Genomic DNA, 18,590 nt, shown 5'->3' with positions numbered 1-18,590 from the left:
AAGTTCCTTGCTATTTATTCAAACATAGAAAGGTACATAATAAGAACCTTCCCTAAAAAATATATCTGACAAAAAGATAAATGCAGGAATACCCCTTATAGGGGTAAGCTTATAAATATCCTCTAAAGGGGATAAGAAGAACAATATCCTCTCTAGAGGATAAGTGCAACAATATCCTTTGTAGAGGATAAATAAAACAAGAGCCCTTCAATAGAGTTAGCCCATCAAAATAAGGTATTAAGTAGCTATAGCATTAATACTGATGATTATCAGGGACGTAATCTAAAGAAGGGTGTAGCCAAGTAAATTTTGGCTACACCCTTCTTTTATTTTCAATAGTTATCACCATTGAACTCGCTTTTAATTATTTAGACACAATAATCAGAGATCGAGTAATTCATCATAGCCAACCAAATCAATTTGCTGATTTTTAACCGAACTTTTATTTTGATCAGCAATCTGAATTTGTAATTTTTGAGATAACCTATTAACCTCATCGACTCGTTCTGGTACCGAAATACAAGGCACGGAAAAAAATGGGTGCCTAAAATCAGAACGGTTAAAAAATGAAAAAAATATTCCCCATTTACTCTTGTGATAGAAATTTTTAGCTGATGAAAATCAGTAACATCTTTGACTTTTAATGCTTTAAATAAGTGTAAATTAACCATCAAAACCAGCGTTTTTTGGTTAGTTGACACATCAATTAACTCAAGCAGATCCGCACATTCTAATTTTTCAGTTATGGCACAAACCAAAAGCTTTCCACTATCAAAAAACAAAAAACTTTGCTCCTGTTGCTTGATATTGTTAATTTTAATGTAATTTGATAACTCCAGTTTCAATTTATAAGCATCTAAAACAGCACTAAAAACAACTTCTTTTTGTATTTCAACTTTTGATAAAAGATCACTATAATCAGGTAAAGATATAGAGGTTTTTCTGTCATTAGATTGTAGAGTTATTCTATCATTCTCTATTTCTATCCCTATTTCGTCATCACTACTATTTTGACAGGCTCCCACAACTGCATTGATCGTATTTTTATCTAAAAACAATTCCACATCTAGATGAGAATTAGTCCCTAAATTTTGTTCAAAGACTTCTCCATCGCGTAAAACCTTGACCGAATCTGTATTATTTTCATCTGATTTTAATAATACAGATTCAAATGGACTGAATTTTTCATTTACCAATTGGACAAGATCTAGTAGTGCTGTCCTATTATATTTTTTATCTGTTAATTCATAACTATTAGACAGGTAATTTAAGAAATCTTGATTCGGTTGATCAGAATAGCCCCTTCGAAATCGCGGCAGCCCTGGGAATGACATTTCTATAGTTTCTAGACAATCTTTTTTCAAATAAATATCGAAATTATCAACTACTCCAAAAAGAGCCTCAATCATAATATCCGCATCAAATGAAAAAAAACATTTTTCTGTATCATTTGATTCAATATTAATTTTAGTTAATGTGAGACTGCTCATTTGTAATGAATTACCTGCAACTAATTTCAATATTTTATTTTTTGGATCTAGTTCAAAAACAATTTGCCTAAAATCTTTCGATTTTTTATCCGCTATTTTCAGTAATGAATTGAGCTCATTAATTTTTTCATTGTTTAATTTTAGTTTTGTAAACATGGGTACTTTCCTCTTAGGTTATAAATAAATTGTGCAATAAATGTTTAGTAATTTTTTAATGGGAAAGTTTTTTAATGCTAGACTCACCTCCACCCTGCTTTTGCCCGAACTTATAGACTCAACAACTAATTTAGAGCGGCCAAATAATAGATTTTTTTCGATAAACTCTCGTTTATGATTACTAGCGGTGTGTTCATTTTTAAATAAAATTATTTGCCGCTGAAAAATCGAAAATTCAGGTAAACCAAACAATTTTTTATAATGAATTAGCGACTTATTAGTTAAAAACATTTCAAAGCTGCTGCTTTCAATATCTAAATTAGAGAGAAAATTTTTGATAAGTTTTTGCGTCGGTTTGTCGTAGTCTATACGGGGGGTATTTCTATAGACCAAAAGCTTAATTTTAGATAATTCCGACCAAGTTATGAGTGATTGGGTAATTGATTTTTTAATACTATGGCGGGTGATAACATCAAAAGTTTTCGTCGATTTATCCAGCTCATTTAGCCACCCACGAACCCAGTTAAAACTATCAATAATAGGTGGGTTTTTATGTAACCAAGAAAGCCCAGAACCACCTCTAACGGTCATTTCAGCAACTCGATTCGTGAGTAACGTAGCAGAGCTATGAAAGAGAGTTTGACTATTCGATATATCTTTATCTAACAAGATTTTAACTCGACGAGAAATATCATTTGAATGAGCAGGTAAATCAAATAAAAAACGAAGTTGTTTTTTTGAATAGCAAATAGCTTGAGGCTTAAAGTAATCAATTAGCCATTCGTGGCCATGTAGATAACTGCTGCGAGTTGTATCAAATAAACTATGGCCAATCATTCCAGCTACCTCATCAAATGCTACAGCTGAGTTAATTAATTTAATTGATCGATTTTCTAACCAATATGAAAATCGTTTTTTAATAAATTCAGGATGTAACAACCTATTCAGATAGGGACAATTATGTTTTTTTCCAATTTCAGTAAAAAGCAATAATGCTTGGTTAGTCAGGACAAAAACACCGCCATGTCGCAGATGATGAAAACGACATTTAGAACCACAAATCATTTTAATTGCACGTGTGATTGGTAAAATATATTGGCGTTCACGAGATGATACCAACTCACCAGAAAACCCAATTAATGGCGAATTACAGTTTTCGCTCTGTTTGATTTTTAAAACACAACGAAGAAGTTGCGCCTCTTCAATAGGAAGGTTTACGTGTACGACTCTCGTTTTTCTATTCTTAGTTTTCCCTTCTACAGTATTAGTTACAATAACTCGGAACAGTGCCCCTTTATGTTCACAAGGTTCTATATCCCTAATCCTTAAACGGAGAATCTCTCCTCGTCGGAGAGAAGCATGAAAGCTGAGGCTAATCACTACCAGAGTAAATAGCTTCTGCATTTTTGACTCAGCATCCCCTTTGAATAACATCAGCATGATTTCACGTAGTTCAGTAGCAGAAACTAAATTAGCATCAGTTATTTTAGGTAAATAAATAGATTTGAATGCACCGACATTTAACGAATCAGTGATCTCTTGCTCCGCCATAAAACGGAGAAAATACAATAAATGTTGCCTAACCGATTCAGAATCCACATTTTGATAAAATGATTTAGCCCAGCTGTTTAGGGGTTCCTCATTTATTGCCTGTTCTAAACTTAGTGGGTATTTGGTTAAATAATTTTCACCGTTGGTGTAGGTTTCAATAGATGAAATGGCTAAATTATCTTTTTTTGCACCTCCGTATGTAATAAGTTCAACAACATATAGGTAATATAATTGTGGTAAGATATTATGTTCCTGCCAGGTTATAGGCCCCGCTTTTTTCACCTCCGCTAATAAAGCTTTTTTCCCTATTTTTTTATATCGTTTTAACAAATTTTTATGCGGGAAACGTACCTTCCCACTAACATTAATATTCAATGAAATATAAGAATCAAAAAGTGTTTTTTGATTTGGAAATTTCATTGTTGTTTTACACTGAACCAGAGACTTGTAACGTTCAGGAGACAGTGCAAACTGATGAGTAGGATTCATGAAATCATCTAGAAAGAATTGAGGCAGGATTTTTTGCCAATGACATGCAACGATTCTGTTCAGTTGACTATCTGAAGAGATCTCAATATAAAAAGGTTCAGAAGCTAATAACTTTTTTATTTTTTTACGTAGTACGTTGACGTTAGATATTGATTTATTAGATTTAAAATAATTTGTTAGCAATCGATATGATAATGCACCTAATTTATAACGCGCAGAGTGGGAACTTTGACCTATTTCACCAAGATTAATTGGGTAGGAAATTGTCGCTACACCATTAATTTCCTCAACAGTAGCTGGATGACTCAGTAGATAGAATATTGATGGCAATGGTATGGGGGCTGTATCTAATAATAGAGAAATCGCTAAAAACTCCACCTGAAAAACAAACGCTGTTTTGGCTTTCTCTTCAAGAAGACTTTCATAGCCATTTAACAATTTTTGAGCATTAGCAGATTCAGCAGAGATTAATTGATACCTAAGATTTGAAGCATCCTGAATTTTACGTTTTTCAGCAAGAGGTATAGACCAACGTAAATGCTCAGACAAATACTCAACAATCACCTCGAGAGCTCTACGATAGGCTCTACGTTTTCCCGTTGATATCTTTCCGATCGATTTCTTTATATCAACCAACATTTCAGATATTAATTTTGGTTCGTTGGCATTATGCAGCTCTAACCAATGCTCCAGCACCCAACTAATTGATTCACTAAGTACTGTATTTCTATCCTGATTAGTTAACCAGTTTGTAACCTCAATTGGACTAATCATGACTAAAACAACTCCATTTTAAAAATGGTAGGAAGACGATTTAAAAATGTTAAAATTTCACGTTCTTCATATGGAAAAATAGTCACAGCGCCATCATGTTCTCCCAATCGACTATGCCCCATAACTCTAGAGATGAGGTGATTGGGCATGTGCAACTCCATCAATGTTTGAGAAAAAATCTTCCGTAATTGATATGGGACATGCCCGACCCAATGCTCACTCAAAAACCGCCGGAGATTCCTCGCGGTTAATTGAACTGGCTCATTTTTCTCATTGATGAGAAAAATCATATATGGAGACGACTCGAACAATGACGTTGAATCTAAAAGACGCTTTTGGAGATTTTGATACCTAGATATCTGCTCTTGTAGAAACCCACACAACAAAATATTTCGAGCTTGACCCTTATCATAAATACAAAAACGATCTGAATAGAATGATGAGAGCAATGGGGAAACTGCATGAGTGGGTCTAATACTCGAGAGCGTGATGAACTGCAATGCCAAAGAGTAGGATACTAAATTGTAATAATTAATGAATTCTCCGCGACGGATAACTCTATTTTTAGCCGAAGTAATTTTATTATTTAATAGCGAAAATAAATTTATAACACTAGCCCTACTCACTCCACTCGTTGTACCTATTTTCACATTAGATTGTGTAGTTATCTCGCGATGATGTTCATAGTACTCGATCTGAATTTCACTGATCATTCCTCGTGTTTCAATTAAATATGGAGGTAATTTTTCATTCTTATTCGGAAGAATATCTCTCTGATCGATTTGTCGTATGAATCGAGATAATACTTCCCATTTTTCAGCTTCTTGCACCAACCTAAGAACGGCATTATTAATAGATTGAAAAATCTGATAACGCACTGATTCTATACTCTCACTCTGATAGGCGGTTGCAGATGAGTGATGCAGCATCGAAAAATAAAATTCTATCGCATTACTAGATAGTATTGGATCAGCATGGCAATAACTGGAGATATAATTTGACCAAACCGTTTTTTGAGCCATTTTTACATTAGAATTACTAGGCGTTCGATATATCGCCTTCATCCAAAAATGATATAAATCAGCAATTTCAATAGTATTCAAAATCGGCTTTTCATAATTATTATGTTGCTGCAATACTCTCCAAAATAGATTTTTAAAAATCTTAGGAACAGGCATCCAAACATAATTATCAGAAGCTCCTTCAATCGAATATTCAACCCATGAGAACACCACCATCACGAATTATTCGAACTGCGTTTTTGGATGCTGCTTGTGAGGATTTTAAACGGTAAAATTTAGGAAATTTTTTCAATTCTTGGACCGATTTAAAATCATGCTTCAACCAAATTAAGAGTAAAACCATGAGCTGACGATTAGAAAGCCGACTTTCATAGAAATACAATAATTTTTGCATATGAGCATGTACAGGAGGAAAGGAGCTCCAGAAGATTTTAATCTGTTCGTTTTTTCAATAATTTTATTACGCATATTCTTCATATTTATCTCCTAAAAGTTGATCGTTTTTTATTGGCTAGGCGTGATAATTTCGCTATAGAAATAGGCTGACACCCCATCAATTTCAGTTTTTGATAGCGAGCATGGATTGTTTTAGATATGTGAGATGACGAAATTAATGATAACGATGGTAGAACTAAATTTAAGGTTAAAATTAACTCTAAAAGCTCTAGTTTATTTTTTGGTGAATGCACTAATACATTGACGTACATATTTTTTGCAGCGGGATGCCTAGACAAAATGTTGTACACCACGTTAGGGGATAGTAATTGGTATACACAGCCTTCCAATGGCAAAACATTTAATACAATATTTTCTAGCAATATTGATAATTGTGTTTCACTCAGTTCATTGATACTGCAATCTGCATTTAGGTCAACTACATCGCCTGTTACCAAATCTCCAACTTTGGGATGTAGTTGAAGCCCTAAGCCGCTAATTTTGATTCTTTTCATATTTCACCTTTTTTAAATTTATAAAGTTCTATTAAGGTGAAAATAAAAAAACATTACGTTTTAAGGGTATTTTTTGAACCCTTAATTAATAAAATCAATATAAAAACAAATAAACAATTGATTTAAAAGTTAATTTTCAAGTTAATATGGAGAGAAATATTAAATTTTTTAGAAAAATAATTGAGAAAAATGAAATTTCATTTATCACAACGAATTAATTTGTAGATAAATATATTTTAGGAAGGTATTACCAACTTATGTAATCAGGATGACTAAAGACTATAAAATTAGCCCTAATCTAAATTTTGAACGCAACTCACCTGCATCCATTCAGAAAAAGAGCGATCTCGAAATGCTCGATAATGTTTTGCTTGCATTAAATGACGACCAAAGCGAAATAAATTATTCTCCACGCCATTGCAACTCAAAAAACGCTGAGCTTACCCTGTGATCTGAAGCGTCGCATCTGCGTTTCCTGTTGCCGAGTAGGTTGATAAGATAATTCACATCCATTATTTTCATACTGAACGGTTGAATGATCTACACTTGGCATTATTTCTTTTTTTGCAGCAGAGTAACTTGCTAGTTTATCTGTCACCAATCATGATTGGTGTGGCGCCTCCACCTTTCAATAAGCGTTTAAAAAAAGCGTTACAGCCCCTTTTTCTTTGCGCTTTTGGACTAATATATAAACCTCATCACCATCTTGTTCACCGTTCGCCAAAGGTAATGTAGACGCCATTTATTTTGATGAAATCCTCATCCAGATACCAAGTATCACCAAGTTGACCACCGTTCTTTTTGATCTAGTTACAATAGATAGCGCTGTATTTTTTACATCACTACCGGATCGTCTCATAAGTAACAACAATGCCTCTAGCTGCAAGCAATTCTTCGATATCTCGAAAGCTAAGTGTAAAGCGATGATAAAGCCAAACTGCATGGATAATAATTTGTGCAGGATAACGATAACCGGCGTAGATGTTTGAATTTTTCATCAGCAGATTATCGCATAATTGGTTGGTCGGTTGTTAAGTTGACAATCCCCGTCATCTCTACCTTGAACGCAGTGATGCAGTGGTTCTTGGAACTTTAGCGGAAGCTTATTTGATGAATTAGGAGAGCTAAATATGGTGAGACTTGAACCACCCATTCATATAACTATTATGTATCATTATGTGCACAAACGTAACGAGTACCTTGTACCCGCTTTGACGGCAACCCTTAAAGAAATGCATGCTAACGGACAGCTTCAGGTCATTAATGAAAGCATAAAGGTTTTGCAAAATTAAGATTAAAACGAAGTCGATCTTGTTGATTTCAGAGTTACGTACTTAAGAAATTTTGTATTTCTATCATATCTAGCCATTTATCTAGAAATATTCATTTTGCTCGGTATTGGGAAGTTTCGAGGGTAACGACTACGCTTGGATTCGGGAAGAGGCTTGTGTAAAATGAAGTGCTTATCAACAAAAAAATAGAGTAAAAGTTCTAAGGAGGTTTGTGCACCGTAGAAAGCTAATTGAAGTAAGATAGGAATCTGAGTAAGTAAGTCATCATAACTTTTTATAGTCAAAAAAAGTTGAGGTAGTCGTTTGTATTACAGCAGAGTAAACTGAACCGTTTAGGTGAAAATACCATGCTCAAGTCTGCCAATAACATTCAAAACGATCTCAGTATCTTTATCATTTGATAGCATATCAATAGGTAACCTGCCTCCTAAAGCCTTTATTGGCGTTTTTAACCATATCAAAGCCTCTTTCTCATTTTCAAAGAATTGAACTGCCGAGATTAAAACTTTAGCATATCGTTCTGATTCATCGTCATCCAATTTAATTAAACTCTTGTTTAGGTCAGTAAATTCAAGAGCTGAATCTTCATACCTAGAGATTGCTGGCCACAATACTTCGTATAGGATTGAATTATTGTCATCATGAGAGTCTATCAATTTATCAGTTAGGGCTATAGCTTCTTCGTATTGTTCTTTTGATGTAATACCGCCACAGTCAAACGGGAGTGCTTCTTGAAGTTGACGCGCAATATCAATAATTTTTTGAGTGTCCATTTGATCGCCATTGAAACAAAATAATATACATTATACTCTTAGTCTGAGTATTCCATTAAGGTTGCATCTAAAAATAATTACCTAAGGCTCTAAGTACGCCGAAGCGAGCCTGAAAAATAAGGCGTTAACGTAACGCTCCGAAACTACTTATACTGAATTATTCTTCATCATAAAAGGAGACTTACGTTGCACCAATCGCTCTTTAAAAGAGCTTGATGACATTACACGGCCTGCTTGCATATCACTTTTTGCGAAGCTAACTAGGTTTAGTAAGGCAATTGCTTCTTCACGTTTATCTCTATCTTGAACAGATTCAATAACATAAACTGGCTTACCATTTTTTGTAATCGTCAATGGCTCTTCTAAAGGTAGATTTGCGGCGTTTTTTTCAAAAAACTTATTGTTTCTACATTCATAATTTAACTCTCCCATTAGTAAAAGCATTAGCTTCAATTTATTTTAACACGTCACAAATAATTAGTAAGTTGAAATGAATTTGGAAACATCGCCAGGCTTTTAGAGTTTTTTATTACATTTCCTAACTCATTAAGTGCCCCTTTACGAGCTAGGAAGCTAAGTCGCAAACGCCCCCAAAGCGACTTAGAAATGGATATCATTGATCATAATTTAAAAGTCCGCTGTGAGCCTAAAGCGGACGTTAAATAAGTTGGTGTTCTGACTCGCTAAGGGGCACAAAGCGACTTAGAAAATAAAAACTTAATTCTTTGTATATGAAATTACCCGTTCACAATCTATTCAACAACTTGATTACTGGTGCTGAATCTATGTGTTTTGGTATATATGGATCGTCACCTTTTCGGATAGCCATACAATCAAGATCATTTTCACCAATTTCCCAAGCCTGACGAACTTCTAGTTTATGAACGGTAATACCAAATTCAGCTATGCGCGAATCCAAACCGTGACCTCTCAACATAGCGTTACAGCCAAAGTAAAAGCGACCTTTTTTCTCATATTCTTGTAAAAAACGATCTAAGTTTTCAGTGCTATTTGGTGTCATAGTATGTATGCGACTTATCATTGTAATTTGTTTGCTTTTATTGTATGTATTAATATTTTCAGAAATAACTACTCTATAGTGTCCTGATTTTTTTACTGAAATTCTTTTAACAATAGTTATTCTCAATCTATTGTTATTGTCATTTTCACCAACCTCATCTAATAGATCTAAAAAAACAGCTAAGCCTTCTTTACGGTTATCAAATACCAAGTGTATACCTGGCATACCGTCAGGAAAAAGGCAGAACGCTACAGCACTCCAATTAGCTTTATCCCATAGTCTTGCTTTGATCAGCCCTTGGATTGACATATCTTGATGATGAACATTTTCAGGGTTGGTGAGAGCTTTTGGTGGTTCCCCTATACCTTTTTTTAAGTCAGTCGGAAAAGCCTCTAATTCAGTTTTAGGGTAATTCTTATCCCATGCTTCGGTGAGAAGCATTGGGTAGCTTTTTGAATCTGATTTATGACTAAATAACTCTTTAATCTGCTTCCTAAATCTTTCCCTAAAACGTTATTTGAAGCATTAAAGCACGTACTTAGAGATAGCGACCTATCTAGTGCACCATCTTCGATGAACATTTTTGTAAGGGTCTCTGTATCGTTGACTATGAACATCTCTGGTAATAAATCAAAAATCAACTGCTTAAACCATTTATGTAGTAAGGATTGCCTTTGAAGGTCAAAAGCTTCTTCATCAAACCCAGAGCAGATTACTTCTAGGTGAAGCTTGCCTGAGTGCTCATCGAGTTCATGGTTTATTTCGAACTCATCTTCATCATCAACTATTACTTCAATTGAAAGGTAAGCTTCTTTAAGACGTAACTGATCTACTGCACATGTTGCGAATACACTTTCTAGTAATGATAATATGCCTTCGGATAATTCAACAAAAGGAGTTCGATTTGGAGAGTTAATACTAATGTGGCAACCTAATAATCGCGATGAATGTATAGCTCTTTTATCAATATTTAAATTTAGCCCTCTCGGATGAATACCAAAATTAAAATCACGCATTTTTACTAACAATTCGAATAAATCATCATCAACAGGTGTTTTATATTCCTGCTCAAACTCGTCAAAATACCCTAGTGCAACAATCAAATTTCCAGAAGAGCTATATAAATTAAACCCATCGAGTACACTAGGTAAATTTTCTAAGCGTTTAGTAACATCAAAACTACTGTTAAGTATCAGGTGGCAAATAAAAGCTTCTATGCTCATAATTTCATTTTCACCGATAACATCTTCATTTAAACCTGATTGAATAAGTAATGTGAGTTCATACCATTTTAGCGCATGTCCAAGCCTACCTAACTTAAGTTCAGCCCAGCATAGTTGGTAATAGGTTTGTAATTGACGAGTATTTAGTTCATCTCGCTTCCAAAATTTATCAGTAAGCAAAGAAGCAGCTAACAACATACTGGCTCTAGAAGCCCAAAGTAATCCAACACTCTCATACGCTGTTGAAATCACCCTTAATGCAAGAATCACTTGATCTGTAGACTCTTCTTTGTAAAGAAGCGTTAAAGATTTTCCAACTAACTTGATTGCTTGATAAGGTTTACCGATATCCAACCTTTTGATACCGCGTTTTAATTGAAGCATAGCGCGTTGAACCTCACCATCTCGCTGACATGATTGTTCAGTAAGATAATCCAATAAATTTTCATACGATTCAACGTCACTAAAAATATCATCTACGCCATTTATTAAATTGAATATTTTACCAAAGGGAAAGCCGACTAATAGTTCACTGTGTTTGAGTATCACCAAAAGCTCTTCAAATACAGGCGCGGACTCATCAATATATTCAATTTTATGTAATGTAAAAATAGCTAATTGAGCTTGGGCAAATAGAGCATTACTTGGACTCGTTTCTTCGTCAGCAATACTATGCAATTGTTTTAATGTATTTTTCTCAATCACTTCAATATCAATCGTTGGAGTTATTTTATTAAATTTTACATAACTACGATGAACAGTTATTAGTGTTACAACACTTTCCCATTTAGTTGCACTGTAAGATGATTGCGCGCAGTCATATACATCTGATAGATTTTCTTCAAATATTTCAAAATCTTCTAGCCAAAAATGAGCCTTCCATGCGTATTGGTAATGGGCATCTAGCAATTGCTGCTTGGTTCCAAATTTTTTAGCTATTTTTATTGCGCGACCAAACAGGCCTTGCGTTTCGAATATAGGCTTATCTAATTCCGCGCTTAGGATCGCAACATCTAAAAAGTAATCTACTTGCTCCGTTGTGATTTTGATTGGGTTAACATTCGTATTTATATCTGCGGTTATTTCATCAAGCTCTTTTGCTTTTGAAAGTCATTATTACCAACACTACGTTCCCTTTTGAATTGCACTGGCATAGATAAAGTTTCAATCGCCAAACTTTCTAATTTATTCTTATAAATTTGATCTAAAATCCAACTTATATCAAGGATACGAACATCCATGCCAGTATCTATTTTTAAGCGATCCTCTAATTCGGATCGCTGGTTTGATTTTACATATTGATTGGTTATACAAAACGCTTTGGTATAACCACGATTTGTATGTTGTATTTTTACAACATCTTGTCGACATTTAACCTTCCAGTCGACTCTTGTGCTAACTGCAAATGCCCAGCGTTCTTTATGTGATGAATCATTAATACCCTCAAACCACAGAAGTTGATTTTGCTCGGACACTGGAAATGTTTGAGTATCAGTTTTACCATCACCGCCTGCGACTGGCCCTGTTTGCTCTAGTAAATTAGAGCAGATAACTTTTTCACAAAGCCTTTTTGAAAAATCTTCGAATTGAAGTTCTTGGTTGCGGGCATTCAGTTTTGCAAGAAAATGTTCCAGAACGGGTCGCTCTAAAACTCCTGTTTCTATGACTACTGAATCTGAAAACTTTTCAGGTCGACGACGTTGCAAAAATTCTTTAGGGGAAAATTCAGGTTGTTGTTCTGCTGTCATTATTCATTTCCCTTAATCTTAAATTAATTGATAATGACGAATTATGGCATAACTATTCCAAATTATTTGTGAGGAAATCAACAACCTAAAATTCAGTTTGAATTAGAAGCGTCTAAAATATCTTAATGGGGAGCCTAATTGTAAGTCGCTTTGGGGGCGAAAGCGACTTACAAGTAATGTCTGCTTTGTGGGAACAGCTGACGTTATATTTTGTAAACACACACAAATTCTAAGCCACTTTGTACCCCGAAGCGTGTCTGAAAAATAAGGCGTTAACGTAACGCCTCTAAAACTACTTATACTGAATTACGATTCGTCATAAAGTAAATCTTCTAAGTTACTCATCTTCGCTCCTTTTTTGCTTTCAAATCATTTTTGGTCGAAAGCTCTGATCACTAGGTGAGCATTTAGCTCAATCCTTATCCATAATTCAGGTTATACAGAAAAATAGAGAGGGTCACATGAATACTATAATCATCGGGTTAGATATCACAAAGCCAGCTTTTATTTTAGTTGGATGGATGAATCGGGCAAGATATTAAAGAAAAAACAGTTAACACGGAAAAAAGACGTTTGAATATTTATCTAATTTATCGCCCTGTATTGTCGTCATGGAGGCTGTACATAATAGAACAGCATTAAGTAATTAAATACGAGATTTAGTTATTCCTAAAGGATTGACTTAGAAACCATCTCAAACACCTTAGCTGTTAACTTACTATCTAGCGATAACGAGAATATCTACCCCAGCAACTTGTTTACGAGCATATAAATCTATTACGATAACTAGGCATGCCCAATGGTTTCCTATCCAATATAACTGATATCACCGCACCAAATTTCATTAGGTTTACTCATATTGAATTGACACTGAAGCAAGTTAGGTATGGCCAAGTGTTCGTTAATTTAGGAGTACGATATCGTACTCAATGTAATACCATCATTTTTCGATATATCTACTAACAACCTAACCCAGCTGGATTGGAACTAATGTTAAATGCTGCGCATGTCTATATCGTTTTTTAGCTTAATCGTTTCCAAGGCTTCGATAGTTGATATTTATAGCGACTTCGATAAAAATAGGTTCTAGACTCAATTCTGACAGTCGTAAATTGAGTCTAGAACTATCAAGATTTATAAGCTTTGGTGTCCTGGTTGTACTTTAATTTCAGGGTTCTCATTAACTAATTGTATGAGTTTATGTAAGCTGTCATGACTACCTTCTCGATCAGTTGAAAAACCACCAGGTTCAACGCCGTGATTCCAACCCCAAGCAGTATGAGTCGCATCACCCGTAAGCAATAAAGGCCCTTCTGTTGTATTGACAAAATATGCTGTTGAGCCAGCAGTGTGACCAGGAGTATGAATAGCGAACAAGCTACCGTCACCAAATATATCCACATACTCTGCAGTCCATTCTTGTAATGGAGGCCTACCTTCAAGCATAGTGTCTACCGCGCCTCTAAATGCAGCGTACAAAAAGTATTTCTCCTTAGTTTCCCCACGTCCAACATAAACTGGAACTTGTTTATCTATAGCTGATATACCACTAATATGATCAAAATGTAAATGTGATAAAAACACTCCTTTCAATTTAAGATTCTCTTCTTCTAAATAATTATCCATAGCTGTTAGCAATTCCATTTTATCTAAGTTTAATTTTGGTTCCAACCAACTTGGAAAACCTAGAGACTGTGGGTCATTAAAGAATTGGTTACTGACACCAGTATCAATCAAAAAGTCACCATACAAAGGGTGATTAATGTGAAAGGCATAAATTTCAATCTCTTCTTGATGGTCTTCTAAACCGGCTTGTTTTGCTTCCGGTGAGTCAAGATTGATTAAACCACTTAAAGGAACAACCCAGTTTGCAGATTTAATTTTTTCAGTGATACCGTACTTCCTGATACTAGGCTATTGATAAGTTCTTGTTTGTCGCTTTGCTTGCCTAACACTGAGCTGACAACTGGATGTCGTGTTTGAGTTGCCTGACTAATCCAAATTATAAAAGATATTAGTGATAAGCTGACAAAGCCTACCGCACAGGTTATATAAAACTTTTTATTAATAGTAAAACTCATCTTAATTTACTCCTAGGTTGTTGATATAATTTATCTGACTTCGATAAAAAAACAGACTGTTATAATTATCTGTTTACCAAATTATGTAAATCAGCTAAAAATCGATTGGTGTATCCAAATATGAATAGAGCGGAATTAAATTGGCAAGACCTTAGATTTTTTAGCTGTAGCGGAGGCAGGCAGCTTTAGTTCTGCTGCACGCAGTTTGAAATTAGGGCAGCCTACTTTAAGTAGGCGTATAGCAGATTTTGAAGAGCAACTTGGAGAAACCTTATTTTTCCGTAATAGTCATGGTTGTGAACTAACTTCATTGGGAGCCAAGTTATTACCGTCTGCAAAACAAATGGCTATTTGGTCGACTGAAATCCTCACACAGACGCAAATACCTGAGAAAATTGAAGGACGTGTACGCATCACCGCACCACCAAGTGTTTGCTTTGCAGTACTCCCTCAAGTAGCACATAAACTGCACACAGATTATCCAGGTATTCAATTGGAAGTCCTTAGCAATATTAATACATTAAATTTAGCTCTTGGAGAGGCTGAGATATCGGTCCGTACTGCGTTACCTAAAGATCAAGATTTAATCTGTCTTGCTTCTTTTTATAGTCGGATGAAAGTATATGTAGCCAAAGACCTTGCTAAAAGCCTGAGTGATAATGTTTCCATTCATGATTTAAATTGGATTTGTTGGTCAGATGACCAAAATCACTTAATCTCTAATCAACTCCTCAAGCAAGAAATCCCAAATTTTAAACCTGTATTTAGTTCTAATGATTACAATGTTCAAATTGCTGCATGCAGTGCTGGTTTAGGAGCATTAATTCTCCCCGATGAATTAGCTAACAACCTACCACTAAAAAACCTTAAACCTTTAAATATCGATCTGAATAAATACTCCGCGAGTGAGCTACATATCATTGTCCACAAACGTCAACAGTACATGGCAAGAGTTGTTATAGTGTCTGAATTACTTCAAAAGCATTTTAGATAGAGTGTTCTTCGAGCACTATTAGTCTTTTTTAAACTTCGTGCAGTGAAGAAGAAGGAATTCTGTATTACTTACTTGTAGTTTCTCCGTAACGTGATTTACCCAAATACTTGGGCTTATGAAATGCGATTTATCATCGCTTCCTCCTTTACCAAGAAAAGGCATTTTAATGAGGTTACTCAAATCATTAGCCTCTAGTACTTATACTAAGAAATAGTTTATTGATGGAAGTTAATCCAGGGCCGTGGCTTATTGTTTGAAAAAGCTACATATGTAAGTTATCAACGCCCGATTTAGGAACAATGGAAGTATAAATTCAATATTGCTTATCCACATCTCAGGTTAAATACATACCCTTTGTATTCACTCACAACAATTAACTTAATGAAAATTATTAGTTTTAAGGTCAGTTCACCTGTTTATAATTATAAATTTCCCACGCCACCATCGATTAACAATTCCGAACCTAACATGAATGATGACTCATCAGAAGCCATAAAAACGATAGCTTTAGCAATTTCTAATGGTGTGCCCATTCTATTTAAAGGAACTAATGCCTTTACTTCATCTATTAATGCATCCTTCTCTTCCACAGGTAGACCAAATTTATCAAATGCCTCTGTGTACGTTGGGCCTGGGCTAATGCTATTTACACGGATACCACGATTTTTGAGTTCTCCAGATAATGTTCTAGATAAAGAGATGAGACCCGCTTTACTAGCTGCATAAATACTACTTTGAGCTAGTCCAATTTGAGCTGAAACACTACCACACAGAATAATTGAAGCTGAATCTGACAATAGTGGCAGTAAATATTGAATCAAAAAAATGGACCTTTAAAATTAGTATCCATGACTTGGTCAAAAGACATTTCGTCCCAGTCCTCTATTTTTTTGTGTGTGACATCACCTGCATTTATATAAATCACGTCAAGCTTTGGTAACTTTTCAATAAGTTTATTTGCCAAGTCCCTTTGTTGACTTACATTAGAACTATCATTTTTTATAAAAATAGCCTCACTACCTAATATAACTCTAGCTTTATCTAACCCTTCTTCATTGCGCCCAGTTACAATGACCTTTGCTCCTTCACTTTCAAATTGCTTGGCTGTTTCCAAGCCAATTCCTGCTGTGCCACCAGTAATAAGCGTATATTTATCTAAGAGCCTTTTTGTCATAATTATTCCTTAACATATTAATTTAAGATGGAAAAAGCATTATGACGCTGTTAGTATAATAAAAATAGTAGGTACCAAATGGATACTAAGAAAATAAAATGAAAAAAATACTACCTTCTCAATGTCCGATGGTTGATTTTGTAAATATTATATCTGGGAAGTGGGCTATTCCAGTGTTGTATAGATTAATTATTACTAACGATGCAGTACGTTTCGGAGTATTACAAAGGGCAATGGGCACTATTACACAAAAAGAATTAACTAAGCAATTACGCTCATTTGAAGCACTAGGTATAGTTACTAGAAAAATATTCTCGGAAATGCCACTGCGTGTTGAATATCAAATTACAGAATTGGGGAAAACCTTAAAGCCAACACTTGATTCCCTTGCTTCTTGGATGAATGAACATAGAGAAGAATTATTAGATCATGATAAATATTCTAAGTGAAAATTTTAATTGTTCTCGGTGTAAATTATATTTTAATTTACACTCTCTCTTGATATAAAATACCCACGGATCTGTATTGAAGTTTCTTTCCTACCCTCTATAGTTTATCGATTAAAATAGAGCTTTTTCATTTCAAATAAACAACATTTAAAACTAAATATTGCTGAAGAATACTCAGAAAAATATGAATATGCTCTTTTTCAGTGTCCTTCCTCATTGCTTTAACAGTCAGGCCATGAAACTGAGGGGTAATGAGAATCAACTTCGCCAATAACTCTTGTTCTTTAGAGGTCATACTTTTCCTTTAGATAACTCCACTTATAACAATATTATAAGTTGACGTTTCCATATAAAAATTTAAAACTATTAGAATGAATAGTTTTAAATTAATGGATCATTAATTATGCGTAATTTAGATTTAGATGCGCTTAGGTGTTTTGTATTAGGGGTTGAGTTAGGTAGTTTTGCACTTGCCTCTGAGCGACTTAATCGTTCGCCTTCTGCTGCCAGCGCGCAACTCAAAAAGCTGGAACATCAATGTAATAGTGCTTTAGTCACTAAAGTTGGCCGGCACCTCCAGCCAACAGAGTCAGGTGAAATCATATTGGCTTACGCTCGACGTATGCTGCAATTAAATGATGAAGCACTGCAAAGGCTAAAAGGAAATACGCTAGAGGGAAAAGTCGCCTTTGGCTTACAAGAAGATTTCAGTGAAGTGTTGTTATTAAAACTACTAGCCGCCTTTTCACGATCTCACCCTCAATTACAGTTACAATCATTCGTTGGGCGCCACAAAGAACTAAACGAAGGAATACAAACTGGTGAATTAGACTTTTCATTAGGATGGGAAAGCGAAAAAAGCGCCCCTACAGTGAATCCTTAGCAGAATTACCATTGCATTGGTATGGACCAGTAGATCCCCATTTACGAGAGGTAATACTGTCAAATAAACCTTTGCCATTAGTTATGTTAGACGGTGCCTGTGGTATTAGACAACAAGCCATAGAGGCATTAGATCATCATGGTATTCCATGGAAAATTAATTTTGTGGGTAGAAGCTTAAGCAACTTATGGCGTGCGGTTGAGGCAGGATTAGGTGTAACAGTGCGGTCCTCTTTTGACCAACCTAATAGCATTAGCAAAGTAAACAGCTTGCCTAAATTAGGGAGCCTTAGAATGTGCCTTGATCGAAACCAATATCAGCTTAAAGAAGTACAACAACAGCTATACGATGAATTAAAACAACAACTTCAACATTACCTTGAAAGATAGGTTGCTATAACTCACTAAAAAGAGCGCCAATTTGGGCACCCTTTGAGAGATTTCTTATAAACACTAACGCAAAAAAACGCATTAATATACATTGTTTTAACAAGACATACTTCCGCTTTATGAGAAGCTTT

15 protein-coding genes and 2 pseudogenes are annotated in these 18,590 nt (G+C 35.0%); 4 read left to right on the top strand and 13 right to left on the bottom strand.

Annotated elements, in window-relative coordinates; genetic code table 11:
- Nucleotides 1-368 precede the first annotated feature (368 nt).
- The 11 genes and pseudogenes from ACLKL2_RS13745 to ACLKL2_RS13695 all read right to left on the bottom strand — a co-directional run bounded on the left by ACLKL2_RS13745 (nucleotide 369) and on the right by ACLKL2_RS13695 (nucleotide 14,226).
- On the bottom strand, nucleotides 369-1,646 hold the full coding sequence (locus ACLKL2_RS13745; protein ID WP_413692143.1) for a hypothetical protein: 1,278 nt from the start codon (nucleotides 1,644-1,646) through the stop codon (nucleotides 369-371).
- 18 nt (nucleotides 1,647-1,664) lie between these two features.
- Nucleotides 1,665-4,460 (bottom strand): site-specific integrase, encoded by a 2,796-nt coding sequence (locus ACLKL2_RS13740; RefSeq protein ID WP_413692141.1) that lies wholly within the window; start codon nucleotides 4,458-4,460, stop codon nucleotides 1,665-1,667.
- Between the two features lie 2 nt (nucleotides 4,461-4,462).
- Entirely contained in the window at nucleotides 4,463-5,701 is a 1,239-nt protein-coding gene (locus ACLKL2_RS13735; RefSeq protein WP_413692139.1) for a hypothetical protein, read from the bottom strand.
- Nucleotides 5,702-5,961: 260 nt separating this feature from the next.
- The gene (locus ACLKL2_RS13730; RefSeq protein WP_413692137.1) at nucleotides 5,962-6,432 is read right to left on the bottom strand and encodes a hypothetical protein; all 471 of its coding nucleotides are present in this window, start codon (nucleotides 6,430-6,432) and stop codon (nucleotides 5,962-5,964) included.
- 293 nt (nucleotides 6,433-6,725) lie between these two features.
- A pseudogene (locus tag ACLKL2_RS20275) lies at nucleotides 6,726-7,430 on the bottom strand (IS6 family transposase).
- Nucleotides 7,431-8,056: 626 nt separating this feature from the next.
- Nucleotides 8,057-8,497 carry an antitoxin Xre/MbcA/ParS toxin-binding domain-containing protein gene (locus ACLKL2_RS13720; protein ID WP_409440153.1) on the bottom strand — a complete coding sequence of 147 codons (441 nt, stop codon included), beginning with the start codon at nucleotides 8,495-8,497 and terminating at the stop codon, nucleotides 8,057-8,059.
- A gap of 147 nt (nucleotides 8,498-8,644) precedes the next feature.
- On the bottom strand, nucleotides 8,645-8,929 hold the full coding sequence (locus tag ACLKL2_RS13715) for a type II toxin-antitoxin system prevent-host-death family antitoxin (RefSeq protein WP_413692135.1): 285 nt from the start codon (nucleotides 8,927-8,929) through the stop codon (nucleotides 8,645-8,647).
- A 313-nt stretch (nucleotides 8,930-9,242) separates the two neighbouring features.
- Nucleotides 9,243-9,959 (bottom strand): hypothetical protein, encoded by a 717-nt coding sequence (locus ACLKL2_RS13710; RefSeq protein ID WP_413692133.1) that lies wholly within the window; start codon nucleotides 9,957-9,959, stop codon nucleotides 9,243-9,245.
- Nucleotides 9,911-11,650 carry a hypothetical protein gene (locus ACLKL2_RS13705; RefSeq protein WP_413692131.1) on the bottom strand — a complete coding sequence of 580 codons (1,740 nt, stop codon included), beginning with the start codon at nucleotides 11,648-11,650 and terminating at the stop codon, nucleotides 9,911-9,913. Before ACLKL2_RS13705 ends, ACLKL2_RS13710 begins: the two co-directional genes overlap by 49 nt.
- 170 nt (nucleotides 11,651-11,820) lie before the next feature.
- Nucleotides 11,821-12,489, bottom strand: coding sequence for a hypothetical protein (locus tag ACLKL2_RS13700; RefSeq protein WP_413692129.1), 669 nt, complete (start codon nucleotides 12,487-12,489; stop codon nucleotides 11,821-11,823).
- 1,134 nt (nucleotides 12,490-13,623) lie between these two features.
- On the bottom strand, nucleotides 13,624-14,226 hold the full coding sequence (locus ACLKL2_RS13695; protein WP_413692128.1) for an MBL fold metallo-hydrolase: 603 nt from the start codon (nucleotides 14,224-14,226) through the stop codon (nucleotides 13,624-13,626).
- Nucleotides 14,227-14,709: 483 nt separating this feature from the next.
- Here ACLKL2_RS13695 and ACLKL2_RS13690 point away from each other — a divergent pair, with 483 nt between their 5' ends.
- Nucleotides 14,710-15,564 carry a LysR family transcriptional regulator gene (locus tag ACLKL2_RS13690; RefSeq protein WP_413694326.1) on the top strand — a complete coding sequence of 285 codons (855 nt, stop codon included), beginning with the start codon at nucleotides 14,710-14,712 and terminating at the stop codon, nucleotides 15,562-15,564.
- 422 nt (nucleotides 15,565-15,986) lie between these two features.
- On the opposite strand, the pseudogene ACLKL2_RS13685 reads toward ACLKL2_RS13690, so the two are convergent.
- Nucleotides 15,987-16,738 (bottom strand): annotated as a pseudogene (locus ACLKL2_RS13685) (SDR family oxidoreductase).
- Between the two features lie 98 nt (nucleotides 16,739-16,836).
- On the opposite strand from ACLKL2_RS13685, the gene ACLKL2_RS13680 reads away from it, so the two are divergent.
- Entirely contained in the window at nucleotides 16,837-17,187 is a 351-nt protein-coding gene (locus tag ACLKL2_RS13680) for a winged helix-turn-helix transcriptional regulator (protein ID WP_413692126.1), read from the top strand.
- Between the two features lie 127 nt (nucleotides 17,188-17,314).
- On the opposite strand, the gene ACLKL2_RS13675 is transcribed toward ACLKL2_RS13680, so the two are convergent.
- A complete protein-coding gene (locus ACLKL2_RS13675) occupies nucleotides 17,315-17,482 on the bottom strand; it encodes a hypothetical protein (protein ID WP_409440162.1) in 168 nt (55 codons plus the stop codon).
- A 108-nt stretch (nucleotides 17,483-17,590) separates the two neighbouring features.
- On the opposite strand from ACLKL2_RS13675, the gene ACLKL2_RS13670 reads away from it, so the two are divergent.
- Nucleotides 17,591-18,070, top strand: a complete 480-nt coding sequence (locus tag ACLKL2_RS13670) for a LysR family transcriptional regulator (RefSeq protein WP_413692124.1) — start codon at nucleotides 17,591-17,593, stop codon at nucleotides 18,068-18,070.
- Entirely contained in the window at nucleotides 18,031-18,459 is a 429-nt protein-coding gene (locus tag ACLKL2_RS13665) for a LysR substrate-binding domain-containing protein (protein WP_413692123.1), read from the top strand. The genes ACLKL2_RS13670 and ACLKL2_RS13665 overlap by 40 nt, the downstream gene beginning before the upstream one ends.
- Nucleotides 18,460-18,590 lie beyond the last annotated feature (131 nt).

Origin of the sequence: Psychromonas sp. KJ10-2 (genome assembly GCF_047323255.1) — a bacterium.
In the GTDB taxonomy this organism is placed as follows: domain Bacteria; phylum Pseudomonadota; class Gammaproteobacteria; order Enterobacterales; family Psychromonadaceae; genus Psychromonas.
This window is presented reverse-complemented; position numbering and strand designations above follow the sequence as displayed.